The following is a 10,742-nucleotide window of genomic DNA, read 5'->3' as shown; positions in this document are numbered from 1 at the left end:
GGCGGGTGCGGGGTCCGGGGCGGGTGCGGGGTCCGGGGCGGGTGCGGGGTCCGGGGCGGGTGCGGGGTCCGGGGCGGGTGCGGGGTCCGGGGCGGGTGCGGGGTCCGGGGCGGGGCCGGAGTCGGGGGCGGGTGCGGGGTCCGGGGCGGGCGCGGGGTTCAGGGCGGGCGCAGGGGCCGGATCGGGCTCGGGGTCGGGGAGAACGGGGCCGTTCGGGGCGTCCATGGGCGGGGGTTCGGGTGGTGGGGCGCTGCTGGTGGTCGGGGACGTCGTGACGGACGTCGTCGCCCGGTTTCGGGGGCCGCTGGCCTCGGGGACGGACACGGTCTCCGTCATCCGGACCCTGCCCGGCGGCGCGGGCGCCAACGTGGCGTGCTGGGCGGCCCATTGGGGGTGCGCGGACGTACGGCTGCTCGGCCGGGTGGGCGCGGAGTCGGTGGCGTGGCACGAACGGGAGCTGACCGCCTGCGGGGTGCGGCCCCGGCTGGTCGTCGACCCGCAGGCGACCACCGGGACGGTGATCTGCCTCGTGGACACGGGTGCCGCGGCAGAGCGGACCTTCCTCACCGACAGCGGCGCGTCCCTGCGGCTCGACCCCGGCGACTGGTCGGACGCTCTGCTGGACGGGGTCGGCCGACTGCACCTGTCGGGCTATCTGTTGTTCTCCGAGTCCGGACGCGCGCTGGTGGGTACGGCGTCCGCGTCGGCACGCGCGCGTGGGGTGCCGGTGAGTCTCGACCCGGCGTCGGCGGGTTTCCTGGTGGAGCTGGGTGCCGACCGATTCCTGTCCCTCGTCGAGGGAGTGGACGTGCTGCTGCCCAGCCGTGACGAGGCCTGTCTGCTGACCGGGCTGCTCGACGGGGCGGGCGCGGCGGCCGAGCTGAGCCGCCTCGTCCCGCTGGTGGTGTCCAAGCAGGGTGCCGACGGTGCCCTGGTGGCCCGCGACGGCGCTGTGCTCGCCCGCGTCCCCGCCGCTCCGGCCACGCCGCTGGACACCACGGGCGCCGGTGACGCGTTCACAGGAGCGTTCCTCGCCGCACTGCTGGCGGGCGCCGATACGGAGGCCGCGGCGGCCGAGGGATGCCGGGCGGGGGCTCGCGCGGTGGAACGCGTGGGCGGCAGACCACCCGCGCCGGGCGACCGCGCGGCATCGACGCCGGACAGGGCCCACGCCCACTGAGGGCTCCCCGGCAAGGAGGCCCGGCGGGGACGGGCTCCGACCGTCCCGCTGACGCTCGCCGGTCGCCGTCGCCGGTCGCCGGTCGCCGAGTGCCGAGTGCCGAGTGCCGATCGCCGGCTGTCCGTTGACGTTTGCCGGTGCCGGTTGCTCGTAGCGAACTGCCGGTTGGCGGTCGTCGGCTCCCTCCCCCTATCCCTTGCGTCCCCACGCCGAGATCATCGGGGCTGTGGCCAAATCCATGCCGCCGGAGGCGACGTTCGCCAGGTGCCGGTCGATGTCCTCGTCGGTCGCGAGGCCCGCTTCGACGAGTTCACCGCGGATCTGGCGGACCGTCGCGGACTCCAGCGCCGCGCAGCCCGGTGAGGTGACGGGGAAGTAGGCGTCGGCCTCGACCCGGGACAACCCGGCCTCGCGGAGCAGGCGGGGGAGCTTGCGGCCGTAGGAGAGGTCGGCGCCACGGCCGGCGAGGAGCTTGCGGAAGCCATGCCGCAAACGGTTCGCCAGCTGCTGTTCGGGGCCGTGTTCGTCGGGGCAGAGCAGGGGCTGGAGTGCGGGGTCGGCGTCCTCGATCAGGAGCCGTCCGCCCGGACGCAGAGCCGCGACCATCGACCGCAACGCCCGCTCCCGGTCCGGCACGTGGACCAGGACGAGCCGGGCGTGCACCAGGTCGAAGCCCTCCATCGGCGGCTCCTCGGTGCCGAGGTCGTGGACGCGCACCTCGACCGGCGGGCGGGCCACCGATGTCAGCCGGGAGGTGTCGATGTCGGTCGCCAGGACCTTGCCCGTCGGACCGACCTTCTTCGCCAGCCAGGACACCACCGAGGTACCCCCGGCGCCGGCCTCCCAGCAACGCCAGCCGGCTCCGACCCCGAACCCGTCCAGGTGGCGGAACGTCGTGGCGTCGAAGAGGGCGGCGAAGGCGTCGAAGCGTTCCCCCGCCTCGGGCTGCCGGTTGTCGAGGAGGTACCCGTCGGATCGCGTCATGTGGCGATCATCCCAGTTGTCCCGCTCGCAGGAGGCCGTCGACGCGGCCGGGATCAGGGTGTTCGGCACGGCCGGAGGCACGATGCACGGCCTGGCCGGAGCACGATGTACGGCCTGGCCGGAGCACGATGTACAGCCTGGCCGGAGGCAGGGAGTACAGCCTTGCCGGGATGCGGTCGGCGAGGCCGGTAACCGTTCTTCGACAGGCCGGCGGCCGGTCTCGCGGACAGTGCGCGCCACGCGTCGTCCACAGGCGGGAACAAAGCGGAACCTTCCCTGTCCACAGGCTTACTCCTGGCATACGCGGGCCTGGCAGACTGGCGCGGCCAGGATGCAGGAACACGGTGCGGAGTTTCACGCAAGGAGACCCAGATGACCATGGCAGGGAATCTGCGGAAGGTCACCGGCCTCGGAGGGGTCGGCGGCCTGCGCAGGGTGGCGCGGTTGGCCCGGCGGCGTCCGCGGGTCGACCTGAGTCATCCCGCGCGATCCCCGCTGGGTTCCTCCGTGGTGAACTGTGTGACGTACCGGGACGGCGTCAGGGCCCCGCACGGCGGCGATCTCGTCGACACGGTGCAACGGGTGCGCAAGAACGGTCACGGTTTCGTGTGGCTCGGCCTGCACGAGCCGACGAACGACGAGTTCGCGGGCATCGCCGAGCTCTTCGACCTGCATCCCCTGGCGGTCGAGGACGCCGTCGAGGCCCATCAGCGGCCGAAGGTCGAGCGGTACGGGGAGACGCTGTTCGCGGTCTTCAAGACGGTCTGCTACGTCGAGCACGAGGAACTCACGGCGACCAGCGAAGTGGTCGACACCGGCGAGATCATGGTGTTCGTCGGCCGGGACTTCGTGATCACGGTGCGCCACGGACGGCACGGATCACTGGGTCCGCTGCGCGAGGAACTGGAGGCCGATGCGACTCAGCTGGCCAAGGGGCCGTCGGCGGTGCTGCACGCGATCGCGGACCATGTGGTGGACGACTACCTCAACGTCATCGACGCCGTGCAGTTGGACATCGACCAGGTCGAGACGGACGTCTTCGCGCCGAACGGCGCTCGCGCGGATCCGGGACGCATCTACCAGCTCAAGCGTGAACTCCTCGAACTGAAGCGGGCGGTGGTGCCGCTCGGCCGTCCGCTCCTTGATCTCGCTGACCGGCCGGTCCGGGTGGTCGACCCGGAGATACAGGCGTACTTCCGGGACGTCTCCGACCACCTGCTGCGTGCCACGGAGCAGATCGCCGCCTTCGACGAGCTGCTCAACTCGATCCTCCAGGCCCATCTGGCGCAGGTCACGGTCGCGCAGAACGAGGACATGCGGAAGATCACGGCCTGGGCAGCGGTGATCGCCGTACCGACGATGGTCTGCGGTGTGTACGGCATGAACTTCGACAACATGCCGGAGCTGCACTGGAGGTTCGGCTACCCCCTGGTCATCGGCGTCATATCCGTCGCGTGCTGGGTCCTGTACCGCGGCTTCCGGCGCAACGGCTGGCTCTGAGCGACCGCTCCTGTCCGGGCGACCGTTCCTGTCCGGGCGGGCGCTCCTGTCCGGGCGATCACTTCTGTCCGGGCGGGCGCTCCACTTCGGGCGAGCGCGGCGCCGTCAGTGGCGGGCGGGTCCGGACCTGGAGTAGACGCTCTCGGCCCACGTGGCGAGCTGTTCCTCGGGCAGGTGCCGGGCGAGGTCGGCCTCGCTGATCATGCCGACCAGGCGCTTGTTCTCGATGACGGGCAGCCTGCGGATCTGGTGGTCCTGCATCTCCTGGAGGACCTCGCCGACGTCGGCGCCCGCGTCGATCCAGCGCGGTGTGCCCTGGGCCAGCTCGCCGGCGGTGACCCTGGCGGGGTCGTGCCCCATGGCCACGCAGCCGATGACGATGTCCCGGTCGGTGAGGATGCCGCAGAGCCGCTCGTTCTCGTCGCTGATGGGCAGCGCACCGACGTTCAGGTCGCGCATGAGCTGGGCGGCGCGGTCGAGGGTCTCGTGGGCGGGAATCCACTGGGCGCCGCGGTGCATGATGTCTCCGGCGGTGGTCATGAGGTACCTCCCGGTGCCCGACGGCCGGCGCGGCGCGGGGGCACCGCTGGTCCCGGCGCCCTACATTCTCGCCGCCCCGCCGGACGCCCGCACCCGGGAGCTGCCCGCCCGGCCCGGCATCACAACCCGGGATGCCAGGCCCGACCACTCCAGCCCGCTCCAGCCCGCTCCAGCCCGCTCCAGCCCGGCATCCCGGCCCGCGGAGCCGGTGTCGTCCTGCGGTTCGCCGTCGCGGGTCAGCCGCCCCAGGCCGGGTGGCGTGGGTCGTCCGCGCGCACGAGGACGTCGGCCGTGGCGGCCGGATCGGTCTCCTGGGCGTAGCGCTCGAAGGCGGGCAGCGTCCAGTGGTCGGCTTCGGGGGTGCGCCGGCGCAGGGCCGCCGGGGAGAGGAGGACGTGGACGGTCAGGTCGAAGGGGAACCAGTGCCGCAACAGGAGGGGACCGTGCAGCAACAGCAGACCACCGGGCGGGAGTTGGACATAGGGGCTACGGGTTGCGCGGTCGGTGACGGGGTCCCGGAGGTCGGGCAGGATCCGTCCGTCGCCGCCTGGTTCGAGGGGCTCGAACACCTCGCGCCAGAGGGCGCCGGTGTCGAACCAGCCGTCGTAGTAGGCCTCCACATCGTGATGGCCGTACTCCAGTCGGAGGGAGGCGGAGCGCAGGAAGCCGTGTGTGTCCACGACCCGCGAAGGGCGGCTGCGGGTGCGCAGGGCCTCGGCGACACGCTCGGCGAGGTCTCCGGGACGGGCCGCCGGGGCGCCGTCGAAGGCGATGCGCGGCCAGGGGCCGCCGCCCTCCGGTTTCAGGTCGAGCAGCCGCTCGGCGAGGAGGTCGCCGAGCCGTTCCCAGGTGATCGCTTCGAGTCGCACACGGCCCATGATGCGTCAGGCCCCGGTCCGGACGCCCTGACCTGGTGGGATACACGGGCGGTGAGCAGCCGTGGGAGGTGGGTCCCGCTGCGGGCGTCGGCTACGGGTCGTCGGGCCGTGACCAGGCGGTGCCGCGCTCACCAGGGGGGAATGAAGTCCTCATGGCAGCCGCAGCCCTCACGACTCCCGTCTCCCGCACCGGGCTTCTCGTCGTCCAGCCGCTCAGGCGGAAGCACTGCGCCGGGTGCCGTCGCGGGCCGGTGTCGATGCTGGTGCTGGAGGACTCCGCGCCACGCTGCCTCGACTGCGCCGATCTGGGGCACCTGGTCTTCCTGCCGCGCGGTGACACGGCACTGACGCGCAGGTCGCGGGAGGAGAGCGGGCTGTCGGCGGTGGTGGTCCGGTTCAACCGGCGCAAGGGGCGTTACGAGCGTCAGGGCGTCCTGGTCGAGGAGGCGGCGCTCGCGCGGGCCGAGGAGCGGTGCCTGGCGGACGCCGAGGCACGGCGGCGGCGCCGGGCACGGGACGCGCGGCGCCGGGCGGCCCAGGACGCGCGCTTCGCGGAGGCGTTCGCGACGGAGATACGGCGGCTGCTTCCCGGCTGCCCGGAAGACCGGGCGCACGGGATCGCCGCGCACGCCTCCCTGCGGGGCAGCGGCCGGGTGGGGCGCAGCGCCGCCGGACGGGTCTTGTCCGAGGGAGCCGTCGTCTCCGCGGTCGTCGCGTCCGTACGGCATCTGGACACGCACTACGACCGGCTGCTGATGAGCGGCGTGCCACGGCACGAGGCTCGCCGGCGGATCGCGGCCGACGTGGAGGCCCGGATGCGGACGTGGCGGGAGGGAGAAGAGGGAACGGACGGGGCAGAGGAGACGGGCCGAACAGGCACCACAGACAGGAAGGACAGGACAGGCACGACAGGCACGACAGGCGGGGCGGATGGGGCAGACGGGGCGGACGGGGCGGTTCCGTAGAGCAGACGACGGCCGCCCCGTGGACGTCCGCGTGTGCCGGCGTGCGTTTCGGCCGTGGTCACCGGTCTCGAGCGGGATTTCACTTGAGGTGCGGGGCGGTACCGGGCAAGATCTCCGGTCGACGGGTGGGAGTTGACGTTGTCATGATCGAGGGACCGTATCTGCTGCTCGCGGTGCTGGGCGTGCTCGTCACGGGGCTGATGGCCGGGGTCTTCTGCGCCTTTTCGGTCCTGGTGATGCGGGGACTCGCCGCCCTGCCGCCCGCGCAGGGCGTCGCGGCGATGAAAGCGATCAACTCCTCGGCGACGACACCGGCGTTCATGGTCCTGTTCCTCGGTGCGGCGGCACTGTGCGCGGTGATCGCCGTGGTGACGTTCGTGCTGTGGCCGGACGAGGGGGCGGTTCACCTGCTGCTGGGCAGCGCGCTGTACCTGTGCGGCGCGTTCGGGGTGACCGTGGTGGCCAACGTGCCGCGCAACGAGGAACTGGCGAAGCTGGAACCGGGCACGCCGGAGGCCGTCTCGTACTGGCCGGCCTACCTGCGTCAGTGGACGCGGTGGAACCATGTGCGGGCGGTCGCGTCCGCGGCCTCGGCGGTCGTGTACGTCCTCGCCCTGGTCTGACCGGACACGGGCACGCGCCAGGACACCGGGCACCCGCCGGAACGCCGGACGCCCGTCGGGACCCCGGACGCCAGGACGTCCGGACGCCCACCGGAGAAGGCGCTGTCGCCCACTCTGCGTGGACGGCCCACGGGACGTATCGTGGCCGAAAGAGTGCCGCCCGATGACGCTCGGCCTGTCGTACGCGTATGCGAGGAAGACGCCCATGGCCGATCCCAAGGGATTCATGACCACCCCGCGCGAGGACTGGCCGCGCCGGCCGGTCGGGGAGCGGGTCCGGGACTGGGACGAGGTGTACGTCCCCGGGGCGCTGCTGCCCCTCATCAGCCGGCAGGCCGACCGCTGCATGGACTGCGGCATCCCGTTCTGCCACGACGCCTGTCCGCTCGGGAATCTGATCCCCGAGTGGAACGACCTGGTGTCCCGGGAGGACTGGCGGGCGGCCAGTGACCGGTTGCACGCGACGAACAACTTCCCCGAGTTCACCGGCCGGTTGTGCCCGGCGCCCTGCGAGGCCGGGTGCGTCCTCGCCATCAACCAGCCGGCTGTCACCATCAAGAACGTCGAGGTCGCCATTGCCGACCGGGCCTGGGCGGACGGCCTCACGCCACCACGACCGCCGGACCGGTTGTCGGGGAAGACGGTCGCGGTAATCGGTTCCGGGCCCACGGGACTGGCCGCGGCACAGCAGTTGACCCGGGCCGGGCACACGGTCGCCGTCTACGAGAAGGACGACCGGGTCGGCGGACTGATGCGGTACGGGATCCCCGCCTTCAAGATGGAGAAACACCACCTGGAGCGGCGGATCGAGCAGATGCGGGCCGAAGGCACGAAGTTCCGTACCTCGACCACCATCGGGCGGGACGTCATGGCCGCTGATCTACGGGTCCGCTACGACGCCGTGGTGATCGCCACCGGGGCGACCGATTGGCGGGAGCTGCACGTTCCGGGGCGGGAGTTGACCGGCATCCAGCAGGCCATGGAGTATCTTCCGCTGGCCAACCGGGTCGGCGAGGGGGACCTGGCGGCGTCCCCGATGTCCGCCGCCGGAAAGCACGTCGTCATCGTCGGCGGGGGCGACACGGGCGCCGACTGTCTGGGCACGGCGGTGCGCGAGGGCGCCGCGTCCGTGACCCAACTGGACATCTACGCACAGCCCGGCGTGGATCGCGACGAGGACACCGACCCCTGGCCGACGTATCCGAAGGTCTACCGGCTCTCGGCGGCGCACGAGGAGGCGCGCGACCTGGAGTCCGCGCCGGCGGCCGACGCTGACGCGCGGCTGTTCGCGGCCTCCACGCTCCGCTTCACCGGGGACGAGACCGGGCACGTACAGTCCCTGCACCTCGTCGAGGTCGACGAGCGGCGCAGGCCGGTGAAGGGCACCACGCGGGCGCTCCCCGCCGACCTCGTGCTGCTCGCCCTCGGCTTCTCCGGGCCCGACCGGGAGGACGGCCTCGTCGAGCAGCTCGGGGTGGCGCTGGCGCCGCGCGGCACGATCGCGCGGGACGGCGACTTCGCGACGAACGTCCCCGGCGTGTTCGCCGCGGGGGACGCGGCGCGCGGGCAGTCGCTGATCGTGTGGGCCATCGCGGAGGGGCGGGCGGTGGCGTCGGCCGTCGACCGCCATCTGACGGGGAGTTCACGGCTGCCGGCGCCGATCGGACCGCACGACCGGCCGATGAGCGTCTAGGACAGGAAACCGGGGGTGGGGGAGCCTGGGGGTGGGGGGAGCCTGGGTATGCGGGGATCCTGGGGATGGGCACCCGGACGCCCGGGCACCGGCACGTCCAGGACAGGGCGAGGGCGGATCGTCTCAGCGGCGTTCGTCCGTGCCCGCCATCTTCGCCGTCGCGAGGGCCACCCGGTTCCAGGTGTTGATCGAGCAGATCAGGGCCAGCACCTGGGCCAGCTCCCGCTCGTCGAAGCGGGCGGCGGCCTCGGCGTAGACCTCGTCCGGGACGCCTCCGTCGGCCACCCGTGTGACGGCCTCCGTCAGGGCCAGGGCCGCCTGCTCCTTCTCGGTGAAGAAGTGGCGGGCTTCGCGCCAGACGGGAACCATGTGCAGCCGTTCCTCGCTCTCGCCGGCCTTGCGGGCGTCGCTCGTGTGCATGTGGAGGCAGTACGCGCAGCGGTTGAGGTGCGAGGAGCGGATCTGGATCAGTTCGACGAGCGCCGGGTCGAGGCCCTCGCGGGCGGCGGCGTCGAAGCCGACGAGGGCGCGGAACGCCTTGGGAGCGGCCTTCCCGAAGTCGAGACGGGACCGTCCGGCCGCCGTCGCCACCGCATCCGTACGGGTCGTGTCGGTTCCGGTCGTGTCCGAGCCTGTCGTGTCCGTGCCGGTCCCGGCCGCGTCGGTCTGGGTCCTGTTCGTTCCGGTCGTGTTCGTCGTCATGTCCTTCAACCTACGGGGCATATAGACCTCTTGTAGAGTGCAATTCCATGGTGGATTCATGGGTCAATTTGGCCGAGCGGATCGGCGTCGACCTGCATGTGGAGCTGGGCGGCCCCGGTGGTCGACGGGCCGCCCTGATCAGGGCGCTGCGCGAGGCCGTGCGCGGCGGACGCCTGCCGCCCGGCACCCGGCTGCCGCCGTACCGTTCACTGGCCGCCGACCTCGGCGTCGCCCGTAACACGGTCGCCGACGCGTACGCGGAACTCGTCGCGGAGGGCTGGCTGACCGCCCGCCAGGGATCCGGCACCCGGGTCGCCATGGGGGTACTGTCCGCGCCCTCGGGGCAACCGGGGAGGACCGAGAACCGGCGCGGCGCCGGGCGCACCCCCGTCAAGGCACCGCTACACGCGCGTGGCCCCCGATACGACCTGCGGCAGGGCACCCCGGACGCCTCCTCGTTCCCGCGCTCGGCCTGGCTGGCCTCCTACCGGCGGGCCCTGCAACAGGCGCCCAACGAGGTGTTCGGGCCCGGCGATCCCGCCGGCCGCCGGGAACTGCGGGAGGCTCTCGCCGAGTACCTGGCACGCGCGCGTGGTGTGCGCGCCGAGCCCGGACGCATCGTGATCTGCTCGGGCTTCGCCCATGCGCTGCGGCTGCTGTTCGCCCCGGGCGGCGGGGTCCTGGGCGGTCCGCTCGCCGTGGAGGCGTACGGCCTGGACTTCCACCGGGGGCTACTGGCGGCGGCGGGCGTACGCACGACTCCCCTGGCACTGGACGCGGACGGGGCGCGCGTGGAGCGGTTGGCTCGCGAGCGGGCGGTGCTGCTCACCCCGGCGCACCAGTTCCCGACCGGCGGCCCCCTGCATGCGAGCCGCCGGACCACCGTGATCGACTGGGCACGCGCGCGTGGCGGGGTCGTCCTCGAGGACGACTACGACGGCGAGTTCCGCTACGACCGCAAGCCCGTGGGCGCCGTCCAGGGGCTCGACCCCGAGCGGGTGATCTACCTCGGCTCGGTCAGCAAGAGCCTGTCGCCCGCGCTGCGGCTGGGCTGGATGGTGCTGCCCGAGCGGTATGTTGACGGCGTCCTCGCGGCCAAGGGCGAGCGGGAGGCCTGGGTGAGCGTCCTGGACCAGCTGAGTCTGGCCGACCTCATCGGGTCCGGGGCGTACGACCGTCACGTACGGCGCATGCGGCAGCGTTACCGCGGTCGGCGGGACCGGCTGGTCGAGGCTCTCGCCGCTCGGGCTCCGCAGGTCGCGGTGACCGGGATCGCGGCCGGGCTCCACGCGGTGCTGCGGCTGCCGCCCGGCACCGAGCGGTCCGTGCTCAAGGCGGCGGCCTGGCAGGGCGTGGCCCTGGACGGCCTGGCCGCCTTCCGGCATCCGGAGAGCGACATGGCGACGGAGGACGGGCTGGTCGTCGGCTACGCGACGCCGTCGGAGCACGCCTACGGCGCGGCGCTGGACGCGCTGTGCCGGATCCTGCCGCCGGACGCGGGGCCCGGTCCCGCCCCGGGGTGAGACCACCGCCCCCGCCGGCCGCCGTACATCTCCGCCGCGCCGGCGGTGCCCTGCCGCTCGCCGCTCGGCAAAGCGTCGTGGGGGGGGGCGCCCGCCCCCCCCCCCACCGGGGGGCCGGGGTTGGGGCCCCGCCAAAAAAAAGGCCCCCAATAGG

Annotated in this window: 11 protein-coding genes; 6 read left to right on the top strand and 5 right to left on the bottom strand. The window is 73.0% G+C overall.

The window, feature by feature from the left end; translation table 11 throughout:
* Positions 1-225 (bottom strand): hypothetical protein (locus ACFWBB_RS36835; protein WP_385281775.1); only part of this gene is annotated, 225 nt, incomplete at its 3' end.
* On the opposite strand from ACFWBB_RS36835, the gene ACFWBB_RS36830 reads away from it, so the two are divergent.
* Entirely contained in the window at positions 224-1,180 is a 957-nt protein-coding gene (locus ACFWBB_RS36830) for a carbohydrate kinase family protein (RefSeq protein ID WP_385281772.1), read from the top strand. The genes ACFWBB_RS36835 and ACFWBB_RS36830 overlap by 2 nt on opposite strands.
* A 189-nt stretch (positions 1,181-1,369) precedes the next feature.
* On the opposite strand, the gene ACFWBB_RS36825 is transcribed toward ACFWBB_RS36830, so the two are convergent.
* Complete coding sequence (locus ACFWBB_RS36825) at positions 1,370-2,164, bottom strand: methyltransferase (protein WP_385281769.1); 795 nt, start codon at positions 2,162-2,164, stop codon at positions 1,370-1,372.
* Positions 2,165-2,536: 372 nt separating this feature from the next.
* Between ACFWBB_RS36825 and ACFWBB_RS36820 the strand changes: the two genes are divergently transcribed.
* Positions 2,537-3,664, top strand: a complete 1,128-nt coding sequence (locus tag ACFWBB_RS36820; RefSeq protein ID WP_385281766.1) for a magnesium and cobalt transport protein CorA — start codon at positions 2,537-2,539, stop codon at positions 3,662-3,664.
* Positions 3,665-3,769: 105 nt separating this feature from the next.
* On the opposite strand, the gene ACFWBB_RS36815 is transcribed toward ACFWBB_RS36820, so the two are convergent.
* Together ACFWBB_RS36815 and ACFWBB_RS36810 are read right to left on the bottom strand one after the other, a co-directional pair.
* Positions 3,770-4,204, bottom strand: a complete 435-nt coding sequence (locus tag ACFWBB_RS36815; protein WP_385281763.1) for a CBS domain-containing protein — start codon at positions 4,202-4,204, stop codon at positions 3,770-3,772.
* Between the two features lie 236 nt (positions 4,205-4,440).
* On the bottom strand, positions 4,441-5,082 hold the full coding sequence (locus ACFWBB_RS36810) for a uridine kinase (RefSeq protein ID WP_385281760.1): 642 nt from the start codon (positions 5,080-5,082) through the stop codon (positions 4,441-4,443).
* A gap of 152 nt (positions 5,083-5,234) precedes the next feature.
* Here ACFWBB_RS36810 and ACFWBB_RS36805 point away from each other — a divergent pair, with 152 nt between their 5' ends.
* The 3 genes from ACFWBB_RS36805 (at position 5,235) to ACFWBB_RS36795 (ending at position 8,363) form a co-directional block, all read left to right on the top strand.
* Entirely contained in the window at positions 5,235-6,047 is an 813-nt protein-coding gene (locus ACFWBB_RS36805; RefSeq protein ID WP_385281757.1) for a DUF2293 domain-containing protein, read from the top strand.
* 143 nt (positions 6,048-6,190) lie between these two features.
* Complete coding sequence (locus ACFWBB_RS36800; RefSeq protein WP_385281754.1) at positions 6,191-6,670, top strand: DUF1772 domain-containing protein; 480 nt, start codon at positions 6,191-6,193, stop codon at positions 6,668-6,670.
* A 205-nt stretch (positions 6,671-6,875) separates the two neighbouring features.
* The gene (locus tag ACFWBB_RS36795) at positions 6,876-8,363 is read left to right on the top strand and encodes a glutamate synthase subunit beta (RefSeq protein ID WP_385281752.1); all 1,488 of its coding nucleotides are present in this window, start codon (positions 6,876-6,878) and stop codon (positions 8,361-8,363) included.
* Positions 8,364-8,486: 123 nt separating this feature from the next.
* Here the strand turns inward: ACFWBB_RS36795 and ACFWBB_RS36790 are convergent, their stop codons facing one another.
* Complete coding sequence (locus ACFWBB_RS36790; protein ID WP_385281749.1) at positions 8,487-9,065, bottom strand: carboxymuconolactone decarboxylase family protein; 579 nt, start codon at positions 9,063-9,065, stop codon at positions 8,487-8,489.
* A gap of 47 nt (positions 9,066-9,112) precedes the next feature.
* On the opposite strand from ACFWBB_RS36790, the gene ACFWBB_RS36785 reads away from it, so the two are divergent.
* Positions 9,113-10,588, top strand: a complete 1,476-nt coding sequence (locus tag ACFWBB_RS36785) for a PLP-dependent aminotransferase family protein (protein WP_385281746.1) — start codon at positions 9,113-9,115, stop codon at positions 10,586-10,588.
* The last annotated feature ends 154 nt before the right edge of the window (positions 10,589-10,742 follow it).

Origin of the sequence: Streptomyces sp. NPDC060000 (genome assembly GCF_042737375.1) — a bacterium.
GTDB lineage: Bacteria > Actinomycetota > Actinomycetes > Streptomycetales > Streptomycetaceae > Streptomyces.
This window is presented reverse-complemented; position numbering and strand designations above follow the sequence as displayed.

Excerpts from the sequence above, each read along its gene's own strand:
- ACFWBB_RS36830 (WP_385281772.1), top strand. The coding sequence starts at position 224 with ATGGGCGGGGGTTCGGGTGGTGGGGCGCTGCTGGTGGTCGGGGACGTC.
- ACFWBB_RS36825 (WP_385281769.1), bottom strand. The coding sequence starts at position 2,164 with ATGACGCGATCCGACGGGTACCTCCTCGACAACCGGCAGCCCGAGGCG.
- ACFWBB_RS36820 (WP_385281766.1), top strand. The coding sequence starts at position 2,537 with ATGACCATGGCAGGGAATCTGCGGAAGGTCACCGGCCTCGGAGGGGTC.
- ACFWBB_RS36815 (WP_385281763.1), bottom strand. The coding sequence starts at position 4,204 with ATGACCACCGCCGGAGACATCATGCACCGCGGCGCCCAGTGGATTCCC.
- ACFWBB_RS36810 (WP_385281760.1), bottom strand. The coding sequence starts at position 5,082 with ATGGGCCGTGTGCGACTCGAAGCGATCACCTGGGAACGGCTCGGCGAC.
- ACFWBB_RS36805 (WP_385281757.1), top strand. The coding sequence starts at position 5,235 with ATGGCAGCCGCAGCCCTCACGACTCCCGTCTCCCGCACCGGGCTTCTC.
- ACFWBB_RS36800 (WP_385281754.1), top strand. The coding sequence starts at position 6,191 with ATGATCGAGGGACCGTATCTGCTGCTCGCGGTGCTGGGCGTGCTCGTC.
- ACFWBB_RS36795 (WP_385281752.1), top strand. The coding sequence starts at position 6,876 with ATGGCCGATCCCAAGGGATTCATGACCACCCCGCGCGAGGACTGGCCG.
- ACFWBB_RS36790 (WP_385281749.1), bottom strand. The coding sequence starts at position 9,065 with ATGACGACGAACACGACCGGAACGAACAGGACCCAGACCGACGCGGCC.
- ACFWBB_RS36785 (WP_385281746.1), top strand. The coding sequence starts at position 9,113 with ATGGTGGATTCATGGGTCAATTTGGCCGAGCGGATCGGCGTCGACCTG.